Source organism: Luteolibacter rhizosphaerae (assembly GCF_025950095.1).
GTDB lineage: Bacteria > Verrucomicrobiota > Verrucomicrobiia > Verrucomicrobiales > Akkermansiaceae > Haloferula > Haloferula rhizosphaerae.
In genome coordinates, this window is sequence record NZ_JAPDDR010000001.1 from 508,824 (window position 1) to 535,290 (window position 26,467).

At 62.3% G+C, this 26,467-nt stretch carries 18 protein-coding genes; 11 read left to right on the forward strand and 7 right to left on the reverse strand.

Features of this window, described 5'->3' with window-relative positions; translation table 11 throughout:
• Positions 1–59 precede the first annotated feature (59 nt).
• Positions 60–3,344: an RHS repeat domain-containing protein gene (locus tag OJ996_RS02060; protein ID WP_264510650.1), complete on the reverse strand. Its 3,285-nt coding sequence runs from the start codon at positions 3,342–3,344 to the stop codon at positions 60–62.
• Between the two features lie 577 nt (positions 3,345–3,921).
• On the opposite strand from OJ996_RS02060, the gene OJ996_RS02065 reads away from it, so the two are divergent.
• From OJ996_RS02065 to OJ996_RS02080, 4 genes are all read left to right on the forward strand, one after another.
• Complete coding sequence (locus tag OJ996_RS02065) at positions 3,922–4,479, forward strand: ECF-type sigma factor (protein ID WP_264510651.1); 558 nt, start codon at positions 3,922–3,924, stop codon at positions 4,477–4,479.
• A complete protein-coding gene (locus OJ996_RS02070; protein ID WP_264510652.1) occupies positions 4,476–6,689 on the forward strand; it encodes a serine/threonine protein kinase in 2,214 nt (737 codons plus the stop codon). The genes OJ996_RS02065 and OJ996_RS02070 overlap by 4 nt, the downstream gene beginning before the upstream one ends.
• A gap of 136 nt (positions 6,690–6,825) precedes the next feature.
• Complete coding sequence (locus tag OJ996_RS02075) at positions 6,826–8,280, forward strand: hypothetical protein (protein WP_264510653.1); 1,455 nt, start codon at positions 6,826–6,828, stop codon at positions 8,278–8,280.
• Entirely contained in the window at positions 8,277–9,971 is a 1,695-nt protein-coding gene (locus OJ996_RS02080; RefSeq protein WP_264510654.1) for a hypothetical protein, read from the forward strand. Before OJ996_RS02075 ends, OJ996_RS02080 begins: the two co-directional genes overlap by 4 nt.
• Positions 9,972–9,983: 12 nt before the next feature.
• On the opposite strand, the gene OJ996_RS02085 is transcribed toward OJ996_RS02080, so the two are convergent.
• From OJ996_RS02085 to OJ996_RS02100, 4 genes are all read right to left on the reverse strand, one after another.
• Complete coding sequence (locus OJ996_RS02085; protein WP_264510655.1) at positions 9,984–10,655, reverse strand: DUF4272 domain-containing protein; 672 nt, start codon at positions 10,653–10,655, stop codon at positions 9,984–9,986.
• Positions 10,656–10,826: 171 nt separating this feature from the next.
• Positions 10,827–12,059, reverse strand: a complete 1,233-nt coding sequence (locus tag OJ996_RS02090; RefSeq protein ID WP_264510656.1) for a 2-oxo acid dehydrogenase subunit E2 — start codon at positions 12,057–12,059, stop codon at positions 10,827–10,829.
• Positions 12,060–12,103: 44 nt separating this feature from the next.
• Entirely contained in the window at positions 12,104–13,111 is a 1,008-nt protein-coding gene (locus tag OJ996_RS02095) for an alpha-ketoacid dehydrogenase subunit beta (RefSeq protein ID WP_264510657.1), read from the reverse strand.
• Positions 13,075–14,094 (reverse strand): thiamine pyrophosphate-dependent dehydrogenase E1 component subunit alpha, encoded by a 1,020-nt coding sequence (locus tag OJ996_RS02100; RefSeq protein WP_264510658.1) that lies wholly within the window; start codon positions 14,092–14,094, stop codon positions 13,075–13,077. The genes OJ996_RS02095 and OJ996_RS02100 overlap by 37 nt, the downstream gene beginning before the upstream one ends.
• A 217-nt stretch (positions 14,095–14,311) precedes the next feature.
• Here OJ996_RS02100 and OJ996_RS02105 point away from each other — a divergent pair, with 217 nt between their 5' ends.
• The 3 genes from OJ996_RS02105 (at position 14,312) to OJ996_RS02115 (ending at position 19,864) form a co-directional block, all read left to right on the forward strand.
• On the forward strand, positions 14,312–18,817 hold the full coding sequence (locus OJ996_RS02105; protein WP_264510659.1) for a lamin tail domain-containing protein: 4,506 nt from the start codon (positions 14,312–14,314) through the stop codon (positions 18,815–18,817).
• Between the two features lie 205 nt (positions 18,818–19,022).
• The gene (locus tag OJ996_RS02110) at positions 19,023–19,385 is read left to right on the forward strand and encodes an MGMT family protein (protein WP_264510660.1); all 363 of its coding nucleotides are present in this window, start codon (positions 19,023–19,025) and stop codon (positions 19,383–19,385) included.
• Between the two features lie 68 nt (positions 19,386–19,453).
• Positions 19,454–19,864 (forward strand): hypothetical protein, encoded by a 411-nt coding sequence (locus tag OJ996_RS02115; protein WP_264510661.1) that lies wholly within the window; start codon positions 19,454–19,456, stop codon positions 19,862–19,864.
• A 14-nt stretch (positions 19,865–19,878) separates the two neighbouring features.
• Here OJ996_RS02115 and OJ996_RS02120 read toward each other — a convergent pair whose 3' ends face one another.
• Complete coding sequence (locus OJ996_RS02120) at positions 19,879–20,544, reverse strand: thioredoxin family protein (protein ID WP_264510662.1); 666 nt, start codon at positions 20,542–20,544, stop codon at positions 19,879–19,881.
• 228 nt (positions 20,545–20,772) lie between these two features.
• On the opposite strand from OJ996_RS02120, the gene OJ996_RS02125 reads away from it, so the two are divergent.
• The 3 genes from OJ996_RS02125 to OJ996_RS02135 all read left to right on the forward strand — a co-directional run bounded on the left by OJ996_RS02125 (position 20,773) and on the right by OJ996_RS02135 (position 22,974).
• Positions 20,773–21,684, forward strand: coding sequence for a nucleotidyltransferase family protein (locus OJ996_RS02125; RefSeq protein ID WP_264510663.1), 912 nt, complete (start codon positions 20,773–20,775; stop codon positions 21,682–21,684).
• A gap of 118 nt (positions 21,685–21,802) precedes the next feature.
• Positions 21,803–22,294 carry a hypothetical protein gene (locus OJ996_RS02130; RefSeq protein ID WP_264510664.1) on the forward strand — a complete coding sequence of 164 codons (492 nt, stop codon included), beginning with the start codon at positions 21,803–21,805 and terminating at the stop codon, positions 22,292–22,294.
• A gap of 239 nt (positions 22,295–22,533) precedes the next feature.
• The gene (locus OJ996_RS02135) at positions 22,534–22,974 is read left to right on the forward strand and encodes a deoxycytidylate deaminase (protein ID WP_264510665.1); all 441 of its coding nucleotides are present in this window, start codon (positions 22,534–22,536) and stop codon (positions 22,972–22,974) included.
• A gap of 2 nt (positions 22,975–22,976) precedes the next feature.
• On the opposite strand, the gene OJ996_RS02140 is transcribed toward OJ996_RS02135, so the two are convergent.
• Positions 22,977–24,110 (reverse strand): DNA-binding transcriptional regulator, encoded by a 1,134-nt coding sequence (locus tag OJ996_RS02140; RefSeq protein WP_264510666.1) that lies wholly within the window; start codon positions 24,108–24,110, stop codon positions 22,977–22,979.
• A gap of 242 nt (positions 24,111–24,352) precedes the next feature.
• On the opposite strand from OJ996_RS02140, the gene OJ996_RS02145 reads away from it, so the two are divergent.
• Entirely contained in the window at positions 24,353–26,467 is a 2,115-nt protein-coding gene (locus OJ996_RS02145; RefSeq protein ID WP_264510667.1) for a hypothetical protein, read from the forward strand.

Here is a 26,467-nt window from a genome sequence, read left to right on the forward strand (position 1 = left end):
GCAAAAGGCCCGCCCTGCAAGATCGCGGGGCGGGCCTGGAATGCTGGATCCGTAGAATCTTACGGGGCCGGTGAAGGTCCTTCCTCAATCCGGAAGAAGAGCTTCTGGGCCGTATTCGGATTCACTTGGATCTGAATTGGCTGCGGGGTGGTGCTATCGATATTCACCGGCGGGCTCAGCGGAACGAAGCTTTGCAGGTTCGTCGAGCTGCGCAGGTGGAAGGTGGCGTTGGCAGGAATGCCCGCGGCATTCAGGCTCAGCGCCCCGGTCGTCGCGTTGAACGAGGCCACGGACAGCTTGATGTCGAGCTGCGGCTGGCCGACCAGCTTGTCCCAGGTGTTCGCCACCACCACGTTGTCCCACTCGGTATCACCGGTGCCGGTGGAGAAGAGACGGATGCCGGAGGCCCAGTTCGTGCCGGTGTAGGCCCGGGTGACTTGCGCCGCGTTGTTCGCTTCGGTATCGCCCAGGTTGGGGTTTACCCAGAGGCTGAGCAGGTCACCGCCGAAGTCTAGCTTGCCGACCACGGTGTAAGTTTGATCGTTCGCGACGGCCAGCGCGCCACCATCGGTGCTGTAGACCGGCGGGGTGGTGTTCTCGCGGATGCCCCACTTCGGTCCGGTGCCATCATCCACCACGCCGAAGGAAAGGCGCTCGAGGTTGAAGTCGTCCGGCCCGATGAGGCTCTGCCCGGCACCTGCACGGCGGGTCACCGTGGCCTTGAAGAAGACCACGTCTTTATCATGGGATGCCTCTTGGTTGATGGCACCGAGGCGGGCCCCGGTAGGAGTGCCGTCGTTACCGGCGCCTTCGGTGATGCCATTGAAGTCGCGGGCAGCGAAGGTCTCGCGGGTGACGAGATGGCCGCTCGCAACGGTCGCCGTGCCATCCCAGTCCGATTGCTGGCCGGTGTGGCCGAGGAAGGGACCGTTGATCAGCCAGTTCTCGTAGTCGAAGTAGCTGCCCCCCGTGAGGCTGTCGATGCTGCCGTCGGGATAGCTGAAGTCATCGATGCCGATCAAGTTGAAGGGCTTTCCGATGGTGTCGTTCGGATCAAGCGGGTCCGAGGTGTGGCCGAAGCCATCGCCTTCGACTTCAACCCTGTCGGTTTGGCCATCATCATCGGTATCGGCGTCGGTCGGATTGGTGCCAAGGCCGACTTCCGCTCCGTCGTTGAGGCCGTCGCCGTCCGTATCCGGATTGAGCGGGGAAGTTCCGGCATTGGTTTCCGGTGCACCGTCGTTGAGGCCGTCGCCATCGCTGTCCAGGTTGCTCGGGTTGGTTCCGAGGTTGTATTCGGCCACGTTGCTGAGGCCGTCACCGTCCTCATCGGCACCTGCATCGCTCGGATTGTCCGGGTCGAAGCCGAAGAGGAGCTCGAAGTCGTCGGGCATGCCGTCGCCATCGCTGTCCGAGGGCAAGGACTTCAGGCTATTCCACGTGGTGCCGACCACGAGTTGATCCCAACCGGTGGCGCCGGTGCCGCCGGAACCGAGGCGCAAGGCGGTGGCATTCATCTGTGCCGGTGCCACGTTCAAAGTGGCGGCGATGGTGGCGCTTGCCTCCGGATTGTTGAGGTTCGGGTTGATGTAGAGATCCACCTTGGAAGCGACGAAGTCGTATCTTCCGACCAGAGTGTAAGTGGTGCCCGAAACCGGAGCGACTCCAGAGAAGACGGCGACCGGTCCCACGGATTGCTGGATCCCGAATTCCTGCACGCCCGATACCGGGTTCGTGCCGGAGGGCACACCGAGGAAGATCCTCTCGTTGTTGAAGTCGAAGAGGCTAACGCCGCTCCATGAAGCGCCGGTCTGGCGGAACACATTGACCTTCAGATAAAGCACGTCGCTTCCGTTCACCCCGGTAGCAGCCGCATCATGGCGCCATGAGCCGGTGCGCTCGCCGACCACGTTCGTGGCAGTGGCAGGGCCACCGTGGAAGGGACGGCGGATCGAGCTATCCTGAGTAAGTGCCACTCCTCCCACCACGGTTGGCGCCGCAGTGAAGTTGGCCCAAGACGAATTGATCGTGGTGTGACCAAGGAAAGTCTCGGTCAAAGCGTTGTTATCGTAGTCCCAGCCGACTCCGCCATTGGATCCGCCGAGCGGGCCATCGGTATAGGTGTCGAAGAAGTCGAGGCCGACGAGATCCAGATTGCCGTTCGTGTCCGGATCATCGGCGATGTTGGTCGGCGAGGTTTCCAGTGCGATTTCGGTGGAGTCGGCGGTGCCGCCGCTGTCGGTATCGGCGAGGGTGGGATTGGTGAGGGTGTCGTTGATTTCAGTCCAGTCCTCGATGGTGTCGCCGTCGGTATCCTTGTTGAGCGGGTTGGTGCCGCGGGTCTTCTCCTCGCCGTCAGGAACTTGGTCGAGGTCGGTGTCGACGTCGTTCGGGAAGGTGCCGTCCTGATACTCAACCAGATTGCTTACGCCGTCTCCGTCGAAGTCGCCGGCGGCGCCGTTGGGGCCATTCTTCGCTCCGGGAGTGGTTTCCCCGATCGTGCCGTCGTCGTTGTCGTTCAGGCCATAGGTGGTCTCGAAGGAGGCAGGCAGTCCGTCGTTATCGAGATCCTGATAGGACTTGAGGCCGGCTTCCACGGGCGTGGTGACGATCGAAAGATCATCCCATGTCGTATTGGCATTGCCGCTGGAGGCAAGTCGTACGGCGGTCGACCAATTGGTGGCGGTGTAGAGACCGCCAGCGTCGGCGGAGTTGGAACCGTTGGCAGGATCGTAGAAGTCGGTGACACCCGGATCGACCCAGATCCCGATGAAGTCGCGATCGAAGTCGAGCACGGCCACGAAGGTATGCGTGTTGGTGTCGGCAGGTACACCGGAGCGATAGGTCTGACCATTCCCTTGGACGCCCCATTCCAATTGACCGGAAACGCCATTGCCCCCGGGCACGCCGAAGAAGACCCGCTCGGTGCCGAAGTCGTAGGAACTAAGGCCGCTCCAAGCAATGCCCGCCCCGCGGGTGCAGGTAAACTTGTAGAAAACACGGCCGGCAGCGCGGATGGCGCCGCTGCGCTCGTGGTTGTCCTGCCCGTCGTTGGCACCCCCGCCAGCACCTTCCACGGTGCCGTTGTACTCCCGCTTGGCACCGTTGTTATTGGTGATCAGGGCGTTCCCGGAGATCGTGGGAGTATTGAAGGCATTATCCCAGTCGGAGGGGAAGGCGGTGACGGCCTTGTCGAAGTTATCGTAGTTGAAGCCGGTGCCGCCGCTGAGGTTGGCGATGTTACCGTTCGGGTAGGTGAAGTCCTCCGATCCGATAATGACGGCGGGGAGGGGATTGATCGCCAGAGCGGTAGCCGCCAAAGCGATGGGTATGGGTTTTTTCATAAATGGGTTCTTACAATCCAATGGGTTAGATGACGCTTGGAGATCGGGTAAACTGGTGAATTAACTTTTAACTACGGAGCAAACCGCTTCCTCTGTTCGCTGTTCTTGTGACACTGCAAACCGGATAGGCTCCCGCCTATGGCTGACAGGCCGGGTCACGGGGACTTCGGGAGGAGCAGGGGGTTGTCCGGACTCATGACGGGTTGGGTTTTATCCGAATGCCACATGGTTCCGCGTGGGCGCGCGGACAGGGGGCATCCGAACGGGACTGCGATATCCGCATCCGAATCCCGCCAAATTTTTCAGGGAAAATCTGCCGGCCGAGAAAGCCGGGACAATGCGCAGACATTTTGAGCTGTCCGCGCATTGTCCCTGTCTCCAGCGGAAACCCAAAAATGCTGGAGACCGGCTGGTGTGTTCCGTACGGCACACCTCATGGAAAGTTAGCAGGGATTGCGACAATCGCGGGAGAATCCCGCCAAGATTTTCGGGAAAGAATGCGATGGGGGCGGTGAAGGCTTCCGAGCGGATTCGGCTTGCTCCCCGAATGGGGTGGCGATAGCGCCTAGATGGCAGCATGGAAGGAACCACCCACTCGGACTCGGAACGGGACGGCTTTCCCGGATCGTCCGATGAACTGCTTCCAATCGTTTACGAGGAACTGCGACGTCTTGCCGCCTTCCGATTGAAGCATGAGGGTGGGAGCAAGACGTTACAGCCGACCGCGCTGGTGCACGAGGCGTGGATCCGCCTCGCTTCCGCGGAGGTGAAGCCATGGGAAAACCAGGCACACTTCTTCAATGCGGCGGCGCAGGCAATGCGACGGATTCTGGTCGACCGGGCGCGGGCGCAATCCCGGCAAAAGCGGACGCAGCCGGAGGAGATGGCCATCGGCGAGTCTGCGGGGGAAAGCGATGCCCACATCCTGATGATCCACGAGTGCCTGACGCGGCTGGAGAAGATCGACCCCTATTCCGCGAAGGTGGTGCTGCTGAAGTTCTACGGGGGACTTAGTAGCGAGGAGATCAGCAACATCACAGGGCGCAGCGTGCGCTCGGTGGAGCGGCAGTGGATGTTCGCGAAGGCGAAGCTCTACCAGATGATCCGCGAGGACCAATCGGAAGGAAGCCCATGACGACGCACACGGATTCGGCAAGGGAGATCGAGGGCGCGATCCTGGAGGTCGCGCTTTCGCTCGATGACGCGGCGACGCGCGAGGACTTCCTGGACCGGGTCTATGGAAAGGACGAGAAGGCGAAGATCGAGATGAGAAAGCTGATCTCGGCCTCCGGCGATGCGGCGGGCTTCTTCCTGGAAGCAAAGGAGGAGCGGATGACCCTGACCATGGGCTTGCTGCCGCCGGGACAGGAAGCGCAGGCCCCGCAACTGGCGCTGGATGACCTGTTAGGGGTCGCGAACGGGCGCCTTGGTCACTACCGCCTGCTCTCGCGGATTGGCGAGGGCGGCGGCGGCGTGGTGTACGAGGCGGAGCAGGAGGAACCGATCCGCCGCCGCGTGGCGATCAAGATCGTGCGGGTGGGGATGGAGAACAAGGAAGCCATCGCCCGCTTCGAGATCGAGCGGCAGGCGCTGGCGCTGATGGATCACCCGAACATCGCGAAGGTGTTCGATGCGGGCACCACGCCCTCCGGGCGCCCCTACTTCGTGATGGAGCTGGTCCGGGGAGAACCGATCACGAGATATTGCGACCGCAACAAGTTCGGTGCCCGGCAGCGGCTCGAACTCTTCACCCAAGTGTGCCACGCGGTGCAGCATGCGCACCAGAAGGGGATCATCCATCGCGACCTGAAGCCTTCGAACATCCTCGTGGTCGGGCAGGATCAAGGGAGCATGCCGAAGGTGATCGACTTCGGGATCGCCAAGACCACCGAGACGCGGCGCTCGGATCGTACCGTGATCACCGCACACGACCAGTTCTTCGGCACACCGGCCTACATGAGTCCGGAGCAGGTGGAGATGGCCGGCATGGACGTGGATACGCGCAGCGATATCTACAGCCTTGGTGTGCTGCTTTACGAGTTGCTGACGTCGAGCACGCCGGTGGACGGGCAGGAACTGTCGACCCTCGGGGTTTCGAAGATCCGACAGACCTTGTTGGAAAACGAGGTGGTCCGGCCCTCCGAGATGCTGCGGCTGCTGCCTCTCTCGAAGCAGCAGAACCTCGCCGAAATGCGGAGCACCGATCCGGCTCATCTGATAGGTCAGGTGCGGGGGGATCTCGATTGGATCGTGCTGAAGGCCACGGAGAAGAACCGGGTGCGGCGCTACCAGACGGCAAACAGTCTGGCGATGGACGTGATGCGTTTCCTGGAGTTCCAGCCGATCACGGCGCGGCCGCGCTCCCGCTTTTACCTGATGGCGAAGTTCATCCGCCGCAACCGGCTGGCCTTTGCCGCGGGAGTGATCCTGGCGACGTTGCTGTTAGGCGGGTTCGTGACCACCGCGACGCTCTACCGGCGGGAGCGCGACGCGCTAGATGTTGCCAAGGTCGCCAAGGACGAGGAGAGCCGCTTGCGCGAGCAATCCGATGCCCGGGCGAATGTTTCGCGGGTGGCTCTCCTGCTGGATCAAGGCTTGATCGACGAGGCGGATGCACTGCGTCAGCGGTATCCGCTTTCATCGATCGAGCCGACCTTGGAAGGAGCGACGGTCTTCCGCTCGCTGGGGGACTGGAACGCGGGTCACGAACGCTGGGACCAGGCGATCCAGTGCTTCCGCCTGCTGATCCAAGCCAACCGGCTCGACAAGCCGGAGCGGATCTTGAACGGGACCGACCTGATGGCGACGGCCGCGGCGATGATGATGGAGAACGAGAAGGAGTACGACGCTTTTCGCAAAGAAGTGCTGGAGCGCTACTCGCCGCCGCGAGTGCCCTTGCATGCGGAGCACCTCCTCAAAGCCTGCCTGCTGAACGACGGCGATCCCGCGACGATCAGCCGCCTGACCTTGTCGGTAAAGGTGCTGGGGCCGGTGGAGGCGACGCCGTTTCCCTCTTGGTCCGGCTTGTCGCTCGGGCTTTACCACCTGAGAGCGGGGGATCCGAAGGCGGCGGAGGAAGCCTGTGCGACGGGTATGAAGGACCTCCGGATCAAAACATCCTGCGCGGCATCGATCCGGGCGGTCACGGCGATGGTGGCGGTTGAAAAGGGGGACTTCGAAAAGGCCCGGAAGGACATCGCGGAGGCTGGCGAGATGATCGAGCGGTGCAAGGGCGGGGACTTCGTGGAAGGCAAGCCGGTGGCACCGGTTTGGTACGACTGGGTGATCGCGAGGCTCCTGATCGACGAGGCGAGGGAGATGCTGGAGAGCTCCGCCGGGGAGTGAGATGTGAAATTTCGATGAGGGCACGCGCGCCGCTTGCTTGAGCGAGCGGAAGGGATAGAGCTGGAGTTAAGTGAAAAGCTCCCGGCTTCATCTCGTGGTGGTGATTGGCGCGATTAGCTTCGCGGCCGGATACGGCGTGCACCGATTTCTGCTCCAAGGACCTCCCTTCCCTGAACATGATACTGCGGCGGTTGTTCAGGAAGGAGGCGACATCGCCGGGATCCGTGCCGTGAACCTGGGTGTGGCTCATTCCTATGCGCGGTCCACGGACACGGCGGAGCAATTGCTAGAGATCCGGGATCACACCTTGGCGGGGCGACTCGGGCTGTGGTTGATGGATGCGAGCGAGGACGAGATCGCGAAGTTCTGGGAAAGCTATCGGGGCCGGGAGCCGCGGGATTGGACGACGGAGATCCTGATCTTCCACCACTGGACCAAGCTAAATCCGGGATCGGCCATGGAGGCTGCCCGGAGGAGCGGGGTGGAAGAGGCGGCGATCAACGGATGGATGATGCACGATCCCGACGCGGCACTTGCGGCGACGGCCAAGCGGGAACGGAGAATCCGCGAGTATGCGCTCAGCATGCTGACTCGCTATCATCCCAAACTAGGGGCGAAGATGGCCCGGGACAGCCCGAGGGATGCCCACATGCTCGACCTTGAGGGAATCGCGAATGAGATGGCGCTGGAGGATCCGGGTAAGGCGATGGATTTCCTCCTGGAGATGGGGCAGACGCATTTCACCTCGGCCCTAGAACAGTGGACGAGAAAAGACCCGGAAGCAGCACTGGCCTGGATGCAGCAACATTGGCAGAAGAAGCCATTGACCGAGGCCTTTCTCCAGAGTCTCGCGGAGGAGCATCCCAAGCGCATGAAGGAACTGGCAGCCACGCTTCCGAACGGGGCGATGAAGCGGGAAATCGAGAAGAAGCTCTTTGACACGCTGGTGAAATCGGACCCGGATGCGGCGCTGCAGATGGCGCGGCAGGCGACCGTGCCGCGCTTGGCCGCCGAGCAACTTTCAATCGTGGGACGGACGCTGGTGCAGGATCAGCCGCAGGTGGCACTGGAGGTGATGAAACAGCTCTTCGCCGTGTGTCCGGATGCCACCTCGCGGTGGGCGGGTGCTTTCACTCCCGATCGATTCGAGTCGACGGAGCGGGGCATCGAGGACGTGGAGAAGTTCCTGGGAGATCTGGTCAAGCGGGATCCGGAGGCAACGATGGCCGCTGCCAAGGGGCTCGTCACCGCTTCGGATTTCACCTTCTCGAACGACCGCGATGCCTTTGCCGCCGCAGGGCGGATGTGGGCCGAAGAAGACGGAGACGCCTTTGCCGAGTGGTGCATGGGTCAGAACGACGAGATTAGGTCGTCCGGCCTGTGGTTGGCTGCGGACCAGCTTCGCATGCAGCAGCACTATGGGGACTCCCTGCGATGGGCGATGCAGTCGGATCCCGGACAAGCGAGGGATGTTTTCAGGGATTGGGTGCGCAGGGATCTCGAAGCGGCTTCGCGGTGGCTGGATGAATCCGAAATTTCGGACGAATTGCGCGGAGGCATGAACAAGGTGCTGGAGGAAAAGAAACCATGAGAAGCGGTGGGGCATTACTTCTAACAGTACTGCCCGCCGCACTCGGGGGTTGGCTCATGGCGGGTGGTGCCGTGAGACAGGTTTCCCGAAGCGCTCCGGTGATCGCCGAAGGGAAGTCCGGGGAGCGCGAGAAGCCCTTGCGGGCGCGGGCGATGCCGCCGGAGATCGAAGCGAATTTGGGCCTCCTAAGGGCTGCCAAAACGCCGGAAGACCGCTTGCGGGCGGTGATCGAGTTGGCCAACACGATCCCGGTTTCCGAACTCGGGGAATGGTATGAGGCGGGTTGGATCGAGCGGCGTGAATCGTTGGAATCGCTCCAGTTTTATCACATCACCCGGCAGCGCTGGCTCGGTGAGGATGGTGCGGGAATGATGGATCACTATCTGAAGAAGGACCGGGCGAACGCAAGCGACCTGGCTTTGGATTGGGGGAGAATGGACCCGACGGCAGCTTATGCCTTTGGAGAAGCTCTGAGGGACGGTCCTGACCGTTCGATCCTGATGGGCTCGGTGGCCGCGGCAGCTTCGAAGTCGAATCCGGAGATCGCCTTGAAAGCGATCGCGCAGTATGACCCACCACGATCCGGGACCAGTTGGGGCACGGATTCGATCATCGACAGCATCGCGAAAGCAGCCCCCGATTTGCTCAAAGCAAGGATGGCCGGCTTGCCCGGGAATCTGGCGCGGTACGCCAAGCAATCCTTGGCGAGAGAAACCTTGCGAAGCGACTTTGTGGCTGGCTTGGAGATCCTGGCGGCGGAACCGGACGGGAAGCAGCAGTTCTTGTCCGCACTCGCAGGATCCAAGGAGATGGTCGGGAAGATGCTGGATCATCAGGACAAGCTTCCCGAAGGGTGGATGGCCGCCTTGCTTGCAGGGAATAGTCCGTCTGCGGCCGAACACGATCCGCAGCGATGGTTGAAGGCAGATCTCGGCGCGATGGGGCTTTCGGATGCGCAAGCAAAGACGGTGCGGAGGACGGCTCTGGTGCGTGTGTGTTATGAGGATCCACAACGGTTGGAGGACTTTCTCGCCGATGAGTCCTGGGGGCCGGATGAGCGCAGTGCTGCGATCAGTGCCGCCCTTTCGAGCCTCGCCTTGGTCGACAAGGGAAGGGCTGCGGAACTGATCGCAGGACTGGCAGACCCGGAAGAGAAGGCCAAGGCGCAAGCAAGCTTCGATTCAAAATTCGAGCGCAAGGAAGAGGTGACGATCCAAGGTCCGGAGGATATCGGGAAGTTCGCTACGATAGAGAGCAAATCCTCGATCTCGGATTCCATGGCGGCGTGGGGCAGCGGCGAGATCCGGCGGGCGGTGAAGGTATTCGAGAGTTTACCGCAATCGGAAAAGGACTTGTTGGCGGGAAAGTTGGCGGGGCATCTTTGGGATAACCGGCATTCGCCGCTACGCGCAATCGCCCTCGATCACCTGCTAAGGAATCCGTCGCTGCAAGCAAAGGAAAGTAGCTCGGTCCGGGATCGGGCATGCGCTCTCGCAGCGATGTGGGGATCGAGCGACCCGGTCGCAGCCTCGCGCTGGGTAGAGTCGCTCCCTGCAGGTGAGGTCCGGGTCTGGGCTGCCAAGAATGTCGCGGCGAGCTGGGCCGAGTATTACCCCGAGGAATCGAAGAAGTGGGTCGAGAGCTTGGACTTCCGGGCGGAAGTGGAAGCTACAAAAGTGAAGGAGGAGTGAGGGGCGTGCCGCTCAGGTATCGGTGCTCACTTCGTCCCAGTCTTGGTCCATATAGCCAGTAAGCCAATTGAGGACGTAGTGTCGCTCCATGACTACGCCGCCGTCCAAGCCAGCCGGTGTAGATAGATTTTTGATCCGGGCATCGGTGACGGCCCAGTGGTAGCGGTATATCAGGTCGGCTTGGTCGAGGATCTCACCGATCGGGCGAAGCTTGGCATCGCGGATGAATTCCTCGGTGCTTCGGTCGCGAAGAATGGTGACGGCACGGGCGACATCGCAGTGCTTCTCGGGCCGGTCAAGCTCACCGATGTAGCCAAGTGACCAGAACAGGACCCAGAGACATTCGTAGCGCCAGCTAAACTGGATCTTGTCGTGTTGGCTAGGTTCCGGGTCCTTGATGAAAGCCGCCTCGACGGGGCTGAAGAACTTTTCCGCGCCAAATCTTGTTACGAGCGAGTCGATCGTTTCTTGATCGATCCCTTCGCCTTTCACCGCGGTCAGCGCGACGGCGATAGCGCGGTGGGCGATTTCATCTTTGCCGCGGATCTTCGCTTCCGTGGAATCGTAGATCATCGGTAGATGGGTGATCGAGGGAACCCCCTCGGCCTTTATGATCGCAAGCGAGCTTTGCTTGCGATCCGAGGATTCTTTCGAGGGCTCCTTGGCATCATGCTGATCAATCATTTTTTATGATTGTGCGGGATTTGAGTGCTGAGTGCGGCGAACGACCATTCTCTCAAAACAGCCACCAGAGGAAGAGCAGGATGAGAATGATGATAACGATCTCTTGAGAGCCCATTCCTTCCATGGAGAGAGCAGGCAATAGGCAGGAGTCCGAGGCAATCCTGTTTCCGCTCAGAGCTTCTCGGGCTCTTGCAGCAATTTCGCGACCCGGCCGAGGAGGAGGCCGGCACCGCCGCCATCGACGACTCGGTGGTCGAAAGTGACGACGAGTTCGGCTTCCGTCACGGGGAGGAAGGCTTCGACCTGTTCGCTCCAGACCGGCTTCTTCACGCCGGCGCCGAGGCCGAGGATAAGCGTTTCATTCGGCAACGGGATCGGCGTGCCGGAGGTAAGGCCGAAGGTACCGAAGTTCGTGACGGTGGCGATGCCTCCGCGGAGATCGTCTTCCGAGAGGCGGCGGCGGCGACCGCGCTCGACCATCTCGGCATACTCGTTGGTGAGCTGTGGCAGGGTCTTCTGGTCGACCTTACGCAGGACGGGAACGACCACGCCATCCTCCACCTGGACCGCCACGCCGATATCGAAAGCGCGCGGGTGGACGACCTTGTGGCCGATCAGGAAGCCGGAGCTGGCCGGGTCCTCCACCAAGGCGAGGGCGAAGGCTCGCAGCACGTAGAGCGTAAGGCCAGGCTTCGGATCTTGATTGCGGCGGTGCTCCAGCACTCGATCAAGGCGGACCGGTAGACCCACCGTAGCAAGCGGGCGGGTCCAACTGCGGCGCATGGCATCGGCCACGGCCATGCGCATGGGCGAGGCATTGCTGCTCGGCCAGGTATCGATGTAGTCGAGGAACTTCTCGAGATCCTCCACGGTCACGCGGCCGCCGGAGCCGGTGCCGACGATAGCGGAGATGTCCGCCTCGCGCAGGCCCATGTCATCCATGCGGGCGCGCATGCGGGGCGAGATGTAGTGGGCGCCCATGGTGCCGGTGGGCACGGGCAGGCCCTTCACGCTGGGGACCACGAGGGGTGCTTCCTCATAGCTATCGTCATCCAGCGCGAAGTGGAGATTCTTCTCCTGCTCCTGAGGAGATGCGGCGGCGGCGGTGCGGCGGTCGGCCGATGCTTCCAGCGTGTCCACGCCGGTGCGGGCGATCTCCTCCTCGCTGACATCGAGGAGGCCTAACAGGGTGCCGACGGAGTAGGTCTCGCCCTCCTTGGCCATGATCTCCTTCACGGTGCCGCGGCAGAGCGTGGTAACGCCCATGGTCGCCTTGCTGGTTTCCACCTCGATCACCTCCTCATCGGTCTGGACCGTATCGCCGAGGGCGATGCCGATGCGGACAACGGTCGCCTCGGCGATGGACTCGCCGAGCTGGGGCATCAGGATGGGGACGGTAGGCATAAAGGCAAATGACGAATGACGAAGCCCGAATGTCGAATGGCTTGTTAGAAAGTGAGGAGCTTGCGGAGTTCGAGGCAGATGGACTCCGGGGTGGGGCGGTGGGCGGCCCAGAGTTTCGGGTGATAGGGCACCGGCGTGTCGCGGGAATTCAGGCGGCGTGGCGGGGCGTCCAAGAGGTGGAAGCCGTCCGTGCAGACGCGGGAGACGACCTCCGCGGTAACGCCGCCCCAAGGGAAGGCCTCGCCGAGGGCAAGCAGACGCCCGGTGCGGGCGACGCTGGCGAGCACGGTATCCATATCGAGCGGCTTGACCGAGCGTAGGTCGACCACCTCGATCTCCCAGCCGCCTTCTTCCTTCAGGCGGTCCGCAGCGCGCACGGCCTCATGAACCATGGCGCTGTAGGCGACGACAGTGGCATGCTTGCCCGGGCGGGTGATGCGGGCCTTGCCGATGGGCAGGCCATCGCCATTGATGCGCGGGGCCTTCAGCCAGCGATAGAGGAACTTGTGCTCGCAGTAGATGACCGGATCATCCAGCGCCACGGAGTCCAGCAGCATGTGGTACGCATCCGAGACGGTGGCGGGAGTAACCACCACCAAGCCGGGATAGTGGGCGTAGAGCGCCTCCATGCTCTGGCTATGGAAAGGGCCGGAGCCGGGAGTGCCGCCGGAGGGCAGGCGCACGGTGAGCGGCACGGGCACGCCGGTGCGGTAGTAGTGCGTGGCGGCTTGGTTTACGATCTGGTTGAAGGCGATCGAGGAGAAGTCCGCGAACTGCATTTCCACGATCGGGCGCATGCCTTCGATGGCGGCACCGACGGCCATGCCGATCATCGCATCCTCACTGATGGGGGAATCCAGGACCCGGCCGGGGAAGGCCTCGGCGAGGCCCTTGGTCGCTTTGAAAGCACCGCCGAACTGCGAGATATCCTGGCCGTAGAGAAAGACGCGCGGGTCCTCGCGCAGCAGTTTCTCCTGCGCATCCCGGATCGCATCCACGTAAGTCACGCTCATCGTCAAAGTCTTCCCGTTTGCGTGGCGCAGGCGTGCCATTCTTCGTGCCACGGGTCGGGCAGCGGTTCCTGTTGGGCTTGGGCGACGGCGGCCTGGACTTCATCCGTGAAGTCGGACCTCCAGCGCTCGATTTCTTCCGCCGTGGCGTAACCGCTCTCCACGAGCTGGTTGCTGCCGGTCTCGATGCAATCGCGACCGAGATGGCCGGACTTCAGCACCGGCGGCACGTAGCTGCCATCGTCATGCTCGCCGTGACCGCTGAGGCGGAGCAGGCGGGCGACGACCATCTGCGGGCCGGCTCCCTCGCGGGCGAGCTGGACGGCATCGCCGATGACTTTCGCACAGGCCAGCACATCGGTGCCATCCACCGAATGCCCGCCGACGCCGTAGCCCTTGGCCCGGTCCAGCAAGTCCTCGCAGGCGAATTGGCGATCCGTGGGGGTGGAGTAGGCGAACTGGTTGTTCCCCACGATCACGACCATGGGCAGCTTCTCGACAGCGGCCATGTTCAGGCCCTCGTGGAAGGCACCGGTGGAGGTGGCGCCATCGCCCACGCAGGTGGCTCCGACGACTCCGGCGAGCTCGCCTCGGATACGGCGGGCAATCAGCATGCCGCCGACGACGGAGACGGCCGCGCCGAGGTGGCTGATCATGGCGGGCATGCCATCGAGGGGGCGACCGCGGTGGATATTCCCATCCCGGCCCTTCATGGGACCGAGGACGGAGCCGAGGTAGGTGCGGGTGCAGTCGATGAGGGGCTCGCCGAAGGCGGTGCGGCCGGCTTGGTCGCGGATCAAGGCGGCGAAAATGTCACGGCCCTTGATGAGGGAGGTGCCGAGGGAGGCGCTGACGGCTTCCTGGCCCTTGCCGAGGTAGACGCCGCCGACAATTTTCCCGGCCTTGTAGAGGCTAGATAGTTTATTTTCAAGGAGTCGCGCTCGGAGCATCGCCCTGAACACGTCGCGGACGTAGTCGCGATCCAATCCAGCGGCGGTCCTGACGGCTTCCTCGGTTTCCGGCACGGCAAGAGGCTAAGCAAGTGCCGGGAAAAGGGGCAACCGCTTTCCGGTACGGATGGTCGGAGAAAGCGCGGAGCATTTTCCATGCGATTCCGCCGGGATGTCGTTTTTTGAGAGGGACGAGGTGACGTTTTTGTGACATGTTTGACCCGTCAAATTCGTAAGGCGAGTCCCCCAAGCCTGCTTGCCTGCGGATCGAGTCTCCAACCCAAGCCCCTACATGACACCCATCCGCTCCGCGCTGCGGAGACTGCCTCTGCTTGCCCTGACGGCAGGTCTAGCCTCTGCCGCGAGCCCGAAGGCGTGGTTCCGGGCGGATTCCATTTCCGGCACGGAGGGCTCGGCGGTGAATCTGTGGTCGGACTCCAGCCGGAACGGCAACGTGGCGCAGGCAGGGACGGCTCCGACCTTGGATCTGAATGCGCTGAACGGAATGCCCGTAGTGAAGTTCACCGGCACGCAGTCCTTGGTCTTTCCCCGGCCGGTACAGGATGACTTCACGATCCTGGTGCTCTTCCGCAGCAACGGCGGCGGGATCGGGAGTGCGAGTGAATTCTACAGCGGGGCGGGGATCGTGAGCGGTGAGGCTCCGGGCGTGGTGAACGACTACGGTACCAGCATGCGGGCGAACGGGAGGATTTTGGCCGGGGTCGGAAACCCGGACATCCATATCCGGACGCCAGTGGGCGTGGCCTATAACGACGGGCAGCCGCACGTGATGACCTTCACCCGGGAGCGGACGAGCGGGGAGTTCAACCTCTACGCCGACCGGGTGGAGTGGGCGACGGGCTTCGGTAACACGCAGTCGCTCTCGATTCCTTCGCAGCTCTGCATCGGGGCGCAGCCGGGTCCCTACAATTTCCTGGTGGGAGACATCGCGGAGGTGATCGTGCTGGGAGAGTATGTGAGCGGGGCGACGCAGCTCCTGTATGAGGATGCGCTGCGCGGGAAATACGGGATGGCGAATGGAACAGTGCCGCTGGTGCCGGAGGCGGTGATCGCGAACGGCACACGGGTGAGCTGGCAGGAGGCGATTGGAGCGCGGAGCTACCGGGTGCTGCGTTCGAATGCGATCAACGGAAGCTACACGGAGATCGCGAGCAACTTGAGCGGAGCGCAGTTCACGGATCCTGCACCGCTGGGGGGATCGAATTTCTACAAGGTGGTGGCGGTGAATCCGGTGGGGGCAAGTGCGGCATCCACCGCGGCGGAAGGAATCTCGCCGGTGCTGCCGGCGAACGGTCCGATCCGGATCAACGAGATCCACTACAATGGCGGGAACAACGCGATCCACAGCGATTTCGTGGAGTTCTATAACTATAGTACCAGTCCGGCGAACATCGGTGGCTGGGAGATCACGGGTGGCGTGGACTATGTGTTCCCGGCGGGCACGGTGATCCCTGCGGGCGGCTATCTGGTGGTGGCCGAAGATCCGGCGACGATCCAAGCGCTGTGGGGCGCGACGGCGCTGGGGCCGTATGAGAATAACCTGAGTTCGGAAGGGGAGGCGATCCGCCTGCGGAATCCCGCCGGGGATATCATCGCGGAGGTGAGCTACAGCTCGGGCTTCCCATGGCCTTGTGCGGCAAATGGCGAGGGGGCCTCGGCGGAACTGGTGCATCCCGCGCTGGATCCGGCGAAGGGGAGCTCGTGGCGCTCCTCGGTGGTGCCAGCATTCGGGCAGACGGGCGAGATCGCCTCGCCGGGCGCGCAGAACTTCCAGTTCACGCTGAATGCGGCGCCGAACATCGAGCAGGTGGGGCACTCGCCGCAGCAGCCGAGTTCCAGCACGCCGATCACGGTGACGGCTCGGCCCTCCGATGCGGACGGGCTGGGTGCAGTGCAGCTTTCCTATCAGATCGTGCAGCCGGGCAACCACATCCCGGCGCGGTTGCCGCTGCCGATCAATGGCGGGCAGATCGATACGAGCCAGCCTCGACCGGAGAACCCGGCATTCGAGAATCCGGCGAACTGGACGACGGTCGCCATGAACGACAATGGTACAGGCGGCGATGCGGTGGCGGGCGATGGTCTCTATAGCGCGCAGATCCCGGCGCAGGCGCATCGCACGCTGGTGCGCTACCGGGTGACGGCGACGGATCTAACAGGCAAGTCGGTGCGGGCGCCCTTTGCGGACGACGAGTCGCGGAACTTCGCATGCTTCGTCTACAACGGGGTGCCAGCCTATCAGGGGATTTCTTCCGCCACGCTGAACTCGCTGCCTACCTACCACTTCCTGACGCGGAAGGCTGACTACGACCAATGCGTGGCCTACAATTCGTCCGATCAATTGGCGGGTAACTCGCCAGCGTGGACCTTCGAGAACTGGGATGCGACGCTGGTCTTCGACGGGGTGGTGTACGACCACATCAAGTTCCGTCTGCATGGTGGTAACGGGCGCTATTACTACAGTGGCAAGCGGGCCTTCCGCTTCTTCTTCAACGAGGGCTACGACTTCCAAAACAAGGATGAGGACGGCAGGCCCTACCCGACCAAGTGGAACAGCCTGACCACGGAGAACGGCTGGGAGAACCGTGGCACACTGACCTACTCGCTGAACGAGAAGATCAATTTCCACCTGTGGCAGAAGATCGGCATCCCCGCGCCGCGGAGCAACTGGGGACACTTCCGGACGATCACCACCGCGGCGGAGCAGACCGATGCCTTCCATGGTGATTTCTGGGGACTGATCTTCATCCACGAGGACTATGACGCCCGCTTCCTGGACTCGCACGGGATGGAGAAAGGCAACCTCTACAAGCTGACGCGAGACGCGACGGACGGTCTTTCGCAGCAGCGTTATCAGGCGCCGGATGCGGTCGCGAACGGGGCGGATCACTACAACATTTTCACGAACCTCACGACGGATAAGAACGATGCGTTCATCAACCGCTACGTGAACGTGGGCAAGTGGTCGACGTATCACGCGCTATGCCAGGCGGTGCGTCATTACGACTACTGGCCGACGGGCGACAACAACGGGGCGTACTACTTCGAGCCGGACTTCACCGACCAGACGGACAATCTGGGCAAGCTGTGGGTGCTGCCGAACGATGTGGACGCCACTTGGGGGCCGACGTGGAACGAGGGGAAGGACAAGGTGTATTCGGCGATCTTCGACAGCCCGGCAAATCCGGGGCTATATGCGCCCTATTTCAACGCGGTGCGCGAGGTGCGAGACCTGCTCTGGCGGCCAGACCAGATCAATCCCTTGTTAGACGAGCTGGCGGCGCAGATCTCGCCATTCATCGCGGCGGATTCGCTGCGCTGGAAAAACGCGCCTGCGGATGCGGGGAACTACAACGGGCTAGGCGGGGCGGGGGCGACTTCCCTGGCGGCGCTGGTGCAGGATATGAAGAACTTCGCGTTCGTGGGTGGTTCGTGGCCGGACCAGCCGGTGGGGGCGGGAGGACGCGCGGCCTTCCTGGATACCTTGCAGCTCGGCGTGTCCAACAGCGAGGGGGCGACGAAGCCGGTCACGCCGACCATCACTTACCAAGGCCCCACGGGGTATCCGATCACCGGGCTGACTTTCCGATCCAGTGCTTTCAGCGACCCGCAGAATCCGGGGCAGTTCAATGCGATCCAGTGGCGGATCGCGGAGGTGACGGATGCCTCGGCGCCGGCTCATGATCCGCAGGAGAAGTTCAAGCTGGAGTGGACGGCGGCGTATGATTCCGGGCCGCTGCCGACTTTCGTGCAGAACTTCACTTTCTCCGGCGGTATCTGTTCGACGGGGCATGCCTATCGGGTGCGGGTGCGGCATCAGGATGTCAGCGGTCGCTGGAGCAACTGGTCATCGCCGCATCAGTTCATCGCGGGACCGAATCCGGATGACCGTCCGATCGTGATCAGCGAGCTGCTTTACAAGCCGCATGATCCGAGCGCGGCGGAGATCGCGGCAGGTTTCGGGGACCAGGAGATGTTCGAGTATCTGGAACTGCGGAATGTGGAAGCGGAGTCCTTGGAGCTGGATGGATGCTATTTCGACAAGGGCATTACCTACACCTTCCCGAACAATACCGATGTTGCTCCGGGGGCTTCGATCCTGCTGGTGTCGAATCCCGCGGCTTTTGCATTCCGCTATGGGGCGGGGCGGCCGGTGGTCGGGACCTACACGGGGAACCTGAGTAACTCGGGTGAGCGCATCCTGCTGCTGTCGCCGAATCAGGTGCCTTTGATCGATTTTACTTACGATGATGGGGCGCCGTGGCCGACGCTGGCGGACTCGGACGGTCACAGTCTGGTGCTGGTCAATCCCGCCTCGCGACCGGCTCCCGGAGTGGTGAGCAATTGGAGCGCGAGCGTCCGCCCCGGCGGGTCTCCGGGCGTGATCGATTCCTTCACCTATGAGATCTGGGCGGGGATCGAGAATGTTGCGGGAGAGCCGGGTGAAGACGAGGACGGCGACGGACTCTCGAACGGGCTGGAGTATGCCCTGCTGACGGATCCGCATGTGTTCACGCCGCCGATGCAGGGGGCATTCCAGAACTTCGTGGTGGAGGGTGTCCAAAGACCCTATGTCACCATCAGCTTCCGGCGTCGCTTGAACGCGGAGGATCTGAGCTATCAGGTCCAATACTCCGCCGATTGCAGCATCTGGGACAACACCGCGGTGATGACGAGTCACCAGGAGTTCTACGACGGCAGTGCGCTGGAGATCTGGCGGGCACCGGTTCCGGCTACGGGAGGAAAGGCCTTCATGCGGGTGAAAACGGGGCCTTGAACAGGGGCAAGCGCACTTCGTTTTGAGAACCGCGAATGGACGCCAATTGACGCGAATGGGATTCAATCCTCCTGCCGTCTGGTCCTTGATTCGGTCAGTATTTTTGGCGGGTGTCCGATCCCTTCGGGAGTTGGAGCGCTTCGGGGTTGCCTTGAAGGCTGCGGGTTGCCAGTTGCGCTCCGGGCTGCTGGAGTGGGAATGAACCATGGCCAAGTCGAACGTCTTCGCACGTATCCGGGAGGAAGTGATCCGCTTGGTGGCCTTGATCCCCGAAGGCCGCTTCACGACGTATGGCTCGATCGCGCTGCATATGAACTGCAACCCGCGCCATGTGGCCAAGACCTTGTCAGGGCTGAGCGCGGAGGAATCCGCGCGACTGCCATGGCATCGTGTGGTGGCGGCGGAGGGACGGATCAGCCGCAGCATGGAGCCGGAATTGGCCGAACGTCAGCGGAAGCTACTGGAGAAGGAGGGCATGAAGGTGAATGCCCGGGGATTTATCCAGGAGTCGGATGATCATTTCCACGTGGTTGGAATCCGACGGGAGATTCGCTGGGACGAGAACTGACGGTTCATTCGAAATTCATCATGGGCTCATGGCGACCTCATCCCTTGATGGGAAGCTGCGCTCGCCCAATGGCTCGATTTCGAATAACAATCTGCTGCCTGGCGCTTCTTGGATGCTTGGTCGCCTCGGTATTCCCCAAGTCGCGTAAAGAGGTCCGGCTTGCTGCTCCCGATGGCACGACGGTGGAGATGCAGTATCGAGCAGGGCTTGAAAGTTTGCCGCTCCGGATCGAATGGTGTCTTACCCGGCTATCGTTCGTGAAGGACGGCCGTGTGGCAACTTTCGAGACTTCACCGGATAAGCACCCGGTGATGGAGATCAGGCCGCGAGTGATCCTCACTTCCGACGGAGAACTCCTCGTACGCGACGGGGAAGGAGCTGAAGCTTGGTGGATCGTAGTTAGCCGGGATTTCTCGCAAGCGGAGGTCTACGATAATACCAGTTCTGAGCCGGTGGATCTGCTATCGGGGGCGCGGTGAGCGTCCCCGCACCCTCACTTCTTCGGCGTGGCGTTCTTCGCCCACTTGGCGAACTCCTCGGGATTGATTCCGGCGTGATAGCCGCCCTTCGCCAGTTGCTTGCCGGTGGCGTCGGTCAGAAAGTAGGTGGGGAAGCCGGTGACACCGTAGTCCTTCTTCAGCTTCTCGTCCTTCCGGTTGTTCGGAGTGCCGCCGGGGCCGAAGTCGAGCATGAGAAGGACGAGGTTCTGGTCGGCAAAGGATTTGAAGGCCGATTCGCCGAAGACTTCATCCTCCAGCTTCACGCAGTAAGGGCACCAGCTGGTGCCGGTGAAGAGGACCAGGATCGGCAGGCCGGTCTCCTTGGACTGCTCCTGGGCCTTCTCCATTTTGTTCAGCCACTTCGCCTTGCGATTGGCATCGACGACCGGCTTGTCCCCGGTTTCCGCGGTCGTATCCGTGGCTTCCGGTTTGCTCGCCTGAGTTTTGAGGAACTCCTGGTCAGCGGCCGAGAGCTTCGACTGGGCGAAGGTGCTGGTCTTGCCGTTGCGAAGGCGGAGCGTGACCTTGTCACCGTCGACTTTCACCAGCTCGGCGTCGATGGTGACGCCTTCGGTGTTGACCCACTTGCGATACTCCGCGTGAAGCGGGTTGATCAGGAAGGAGCCAGCGAGGAGGAAACTGAAGAGCGACTTTTTCATGATCGGAAGCGTTTCTTGCAGCCGCTCCCCTACACCCGGGGGGGGCAGAGTCGAGTAGAAGAGCGTCCGGGGATTGGAGCGGGTCCGACACTGGGGCCGGGGAGGGTCGTCGAAAGCCGGGCGGAGGTGCTTCTGCTTTCGCCTTTTCGCTGCTTTGCATGCGCCATTCCGCATTGCCGGACGCTCCGGCGGCGGTCATAACCCCGCCGCATTCCGACCAAGACACCGATGAAACCGACTCTTCTCGTTCTCGCCGCAGGCATGGGCTCCCGCTACGGCGGCCTCAAGCAAATGGACCCGATGGGTCCGAACGGCGAGACCGTGCTGGACTACTCGGTTTACGACGCGATTCGAGCCGGGTTCGGCAAGGTGGTCTTCATCATCCGCGAGGATTTCGCCGATGCCTTCCGCAGCAGTGTGGGTGCGCGTTTCGCCGGCAAGATCGAGGTGGACTATGCCTTCCAGAAGCTCGAGGACCTGCCGGAAGGTTTCTCCGTGCCGGAAGGCCGCACGAAGCCTTGGGGCACCGCCCATGCGGTGCGCGCCGCCCGCCACGTGGTGGACGGCCCCTTCGCGGTCATCAATGCGGATGACTTCTACGGCGCGGATGCCTACCAATCGATCGCCCGCTGGTTCGGCGGCAGTGCGGAGGAAGCAGGAAAGGATCACTACTCGATGGTGGGCTATCCGCTGAAGAACACGCTCTCCGAGCACGGCTCCGTAAACCGAGGCATCTGCCAGACGGATGCAGGCGGCCTGCTGACCGATGTGGAGGAAGTGGTGGATATCGCCCGCGATGAGGATGGCATCGTGCGTGGTATCGCGCTGGATGGCAGCCGCCGGGAGATCGCGGATATCTGCCCGGTTTCGATGAATTTCTGGGGCTTCACCCGCAGCTTCTTCGACCAGATCGAGGAACACTTTACCTCCTTCCTGACGGAGAAGGGCGGGGAGCAGAAGTCCGAGTGCTACATCCCGACCGTGGTGGATGACCTGATCCGCCATGAGAAGGCGGATTGCCGCGTGCTCGATACGACCTCGTCCTGGTTCGGTGTGACCTACCCGGAAGACAAGCCGCATGTGGTCGCCTCGATCGCGAAGCTGGTGGAGAAGGGGGATTACCCGAGCCCGTTGGGGTGAGGCTGACGGACCTCATGAGGCAGGGACCGCTCTCCGAGCGGTCAGGTGGGGGGCGTGGGCATTCCCGTGGACGGCTCGGCTTGCCAGTTTGATCGGCTTGCTGCTTATCCTGTGCCGGATGCTCCCCGAGTTCCGCCCCGATCGCTCTGCCCGCAGCCGGGGTCATGTTCCTCCGGAGTGGGTGGACGGCGAAGCGACGTTCTTTCTCACCATCAACTGCCAGAGAAGAGGGGTGCCTCAGCTCACGATAGACGAGCTACCCGGGAAGCTGTTTGCCTGTGTCTCCCATTATCGTGAACTCCGCCGTTGGTGGCCTGAGATTGTGATCCTGATGCCGGATCATTTGCACATGCTGGTCACCTTTTCTTGGGAGCCCGGGAACGGCATGAATGCAGTGATCCGGGATTGGAAGCGATACACCGCCCGGACTTTTGGAATCGAATGGCAGCGCGACTACTTCGATCATCGGGTCCGGAGCGAAGCCGATCATGCGGACAAGTGGCAGTATATCCGTGAGAATCCTGTACGGAGCAGGTTGGTGGAATGCTACGATCAGTGGGCGCACGTTTGGTTTCCTGATCGAGTCGGTTGGGATCGAAAGAATCCGTGATGGGGAACGGAGTGAGATTCGTGGATGTTCCGGTGGTGGGTAGACGCCCCCCGCCTGACCGCTCGGAGAGCGGTCCCTGCCTTGGCCGAGTGTGTCTCGGGACGGGGACGAGGGTAGGGAACGTTTTGGTGGGAGGGGAACGCCCCCCGCCTGACCGCTCGGAGAGCGGTTCCTGCCTTGGCTGAGGGAGAGCGGACCCTGCCTTGACTGGGCTCCCTGCGCTCGGTTCAGTCTCCGCCGTGTCCCGGCTTTCGATTCCTGAATATGCGATGGCGCTGGCGCATGTCGCGAGCATGCGCTCCGAGGATCCTTACCGGAAGGTGGGGGCTGCGGCGCTGGATGCGGACAACCGCGTGATCGGCACGGCCTACAATGGCCTGGCCCCGGGCTTCAATGCGCCGCCGGGATTCTGGGACGACCGGGAGGCGCGGCAGAAGTTCATGCTGCATGCGGAGGTGAACCTGTGCAGCCTGTTCCGCCGCGGGGAGGCGAAGCTGGTGGCGACGACCACGATGCCCTGCACGGCCTGCATGCAGACGCTGTGCGCGAACGGCGTGCGCGAGATCTATTATCGCGAGGTCTACCATAGCTCCGATGCGCCGGAAATCGCGCGGCTCTACGGGGTGAAGCTCGAGCAGGTGGACTTCAGCCCTTTCGAGACCGGAGTCGTGAATCCCTAGCCTTAGCGACGGTTCGCGACGCGGAACTCCTTCGGCGTGACGCCAAGACGTTGGCGGAAGAGATTCACCAACGCGCTGGCGGTGCGGAAGCCGGATCGCTCCGCCACTTCCTGAAGCGAGAGGTCGGAGGAAGAGAGCAGGCGCATGGCGAGATCGAAGTGCGCGCGCCAGATCTCCTCATGCAGCGTGCGGCCGATCAGGGAATTGAAGCGGCCCTCAAGCGAGCGCCGCGAGATGGTGGTGGAGGCGACCACGTCCCGCACCTTGATCGTGCTGTCCGAGTGCTCGCGGATGAAGCGCAGCGCGGCGACCACATCGGAATCGTCGAAGGCGAAGACGTCTGTGGAGCGACGCTCGACGACATGGGCCGGGGGGATGCGAACGGGCTCCTTCGGGCGCTTCTCTCCTTCCAAAATGCGGTCGAGCAAGGCAGCGGCTTCGTAGCCGCGGCGCTCCATATCCACCTCCACGCTGGAGAGGGTGGGGGAGCAGAGCTCGCAGAGTTGCTGGTGATTGCCCGCGCCAACGATCGCAATTTCCTCCGGCACCTTGAAGTCGGCCTTCCAGCAAGCTTCGAGCACCATCGCGGCAATGCGGTCGAGGGCGGTGAAGATTGCCAGGGGGCGTGGCAAGGTTTCGAGCTTCGAGATGAGTTCCTCGTCGGAGTGATTCGCGGAGAGGCTGATGGTGGTGACCTTGAAGCCGGCCTCCTCCACCCGGGCCTGGTAGCCGGCACCGCGATCGGTCGAGTAACGGGTGCCATCGCGGCGGCGGACGAAAGCGAAGTTCGTGAAGCCGCGATCGAGGAGGTGCTCCGCGGCCATCTTGCCAATCGCGCGGTCATCGCTGAGCACGCTGGTGACCTCGGCTTCATCCAGCAGGCCGGCGACATTGATCACAGGGATCTTCCGACCGGCGGCGGCGTCATGAAAGCGCTGGTCCACCACGGTGCAAATGATGGCATCACCCTGCCATGTCTCGACGAGATCGGCGAGTTCGCGGCGCTCACGGTCGAAAAAGGCCATCCGCCAATTTGGCTTCCGCTGCACATAGCGGCTGATTCCATCAAGAATCTTGCTGCCATAGCCGCTCAAAGGATCCAGCATGAGGCCGATGTGGCGGAAGGAGGACTTCACGGCGCGGAGCATTGCGGGAACTTACCTATTGTAAATGCGTAATGATGAAATCGTCTGCGTAACGGTTAAATGTATGACAGATGGTGAATATGCTTATTTATAAAAGGTATTTATCTTAATACGCAGAATTGGGATTTGAAATGAGGTTCTTTGGTGACATGGCGACGGATGAGGGCGGCAAGAGACGAGCTGCGAATGTTTCTCGATTCTTGTCATGCCTGGCCTTGTTGCTGGGGAGCGCAGTGTCCCATGCCGAAGTCATCAATGCCGCGGGTGGTGCAAGGGCCACCGCGAGCAGCTACCGTGAGGGCCGGGGTGCGGGAAAAGTCGTGGACGGAGTGGTGGATGACACCTCGCGCTGGCTCGCCGCGGAGTCCGATCCGGCACCGTGGCTTGAGATCGAGTTGCCGCAGGCGACCGATATCGTGGCGGTGGATCTCTTCTCCGGCTGGGAGGGCGGTGATGCCTTGGCGGATTTCGATCTCGCGCTGGAGAGTGGCGGCCGTTGGATCGCTCCACCGGAGGGCAAGGTGAGGGGAAACCAAGATCCAGCCCTGCGCATTTCCATCAAGCTGCCTGGGGTGACCCGGCTGAAGGTAAGCCTGATCCATGCGGGTGCCGCCCGTATCCGTGAGATCGCCCTTCCGCGGGAGCTTCTGGCTCCCCCGGGGGCCGGGCTGAGCGGCGAGATGCTCGGCCTGCGGGGAATTGCCCTCGACACCCATCAGGTGGCGCTGAACCAGGTGGGATTCGAGGGCGGCAGGCCGAAGCGCTTCACCGCGCCACTGTCCGCAGACGGCACGGCCTTCGTGATGCGGCGGCATGGTGGCGACGCGGCGGTGGTCCACGAAGGTAAGGTCCATGGGGGCATTGGTGACTTCTCAGAATACCGTGAAGCAGGGGAATACGTGATCGAGCTGAGCGGCGGGAGTTTGAAGTCGGGGTTTAGCGATCCCTTCCTGATCGGTCCGGACCTGATGCAGGATCTCTTCTGGCAGCCCGCGGTGGATTTCCTGATCGATTCGCGGAGCGTGGCGGGCACTCACCCGAGCGCCTATGGTGGCTGCCCGTGGCGGGACGGTACCTACTACGATGCGATCCTGCCCGCGCTGGTGATGCTTTATCGCGCCGATGCGAAGCGGGTGGAAGGCATGCCGCGGCAGATCGATTGGGCGGCGGACAAGAAGCGGATCCTCGACCCGGCCTTCAAGTTCGATGCCAAGAACCCGTGCAGCGAAGGGGTGATGGAAGCGGTGCGGAAATACTACACCGAGCTGGAGCCGCCCGCGGCTGATGCGCCGGACGTGGTGAAGCTGATCCACTGGGGCGCAGGCTACTACCTCTGCAATCCGGCCACGAAAGACCCGAGCGACGATCCCGATCCGAGGCAGATCCACAGCCAGACAGTCGAGCAGGTGTCGTATGTGGTCTGGGCTTGGCCGGAGTTGAAGCGCTGGCTGCCGGAGTCATTCTACGAGAAGTGCCGTAGCTTCTGCGAAGAGAACTGGAGCAAGTCGCTGGAGATCGACAAATGGTGGGATCCTGCGACCTATCTGACGGAGGCGCAGATCCACGGGAAGAATCCCTTCGGAGGGCTGTTGCATCCTTACAAGGGGCGGCATGCGCCGGGGCACTCGATCGTGCCGAACCTGCTGATGCATGAGATCGCCAAGCGCGACGGGCGGCCTGATCCGGACCGCTATCTGAAGGTTGCGGTGGCGCAGACCGCTTGGATCGTGGAGAAGATCGATTGGAACGATCCCCGAACTACCAAGGGCCAGCGGATGAGCGAGCATCGCACGATTCCGAATCTGGTGTGGCTGCTGCAGAAGTATCCGGAGCAGTCCCCGCCGGGATTGAAGGAGAAGATTGCAGAGTGGGCCCGGGTGGCAGCAAAGCGCTCGGAGAATCTCTGGGACTTCCGCCGCTACGACGAGGAGAGGAACTGGACGATCCCGAAGCTGAACGATGTGGGTAACTGGGCAAGCGCACCGGCGGTCTTCCTCGCCGCATCGTGGGCGCTGGATGATCCGGTGCTGAAGCGGCGGATGCAGGAGCTGGCGAGCTCGCATGCGGATGCTGTCTTCGGGCGCAATCCCCGGCTGGCGGCGACGACTGCGAAGCAGGACGGTTTCACGGGGATCGAGCGGACCTGGCCGAATGTGTTTCAGAATGACACTTGCGCCCGTCTGGAACTCTGCCGTGGTTCGATCGACTCCGGCCCGGGCACGGAGATGTTTCCCTTCAATCCGCAGGGCGGCTACCGGCATGCGGAGGGCTGGGTGAACTACGGTGCGGCTTGGTGCATGAGTCTCGCTTATCTTGAGTTCGACGCGAGAAGAGCGGAGTCTCCCTGA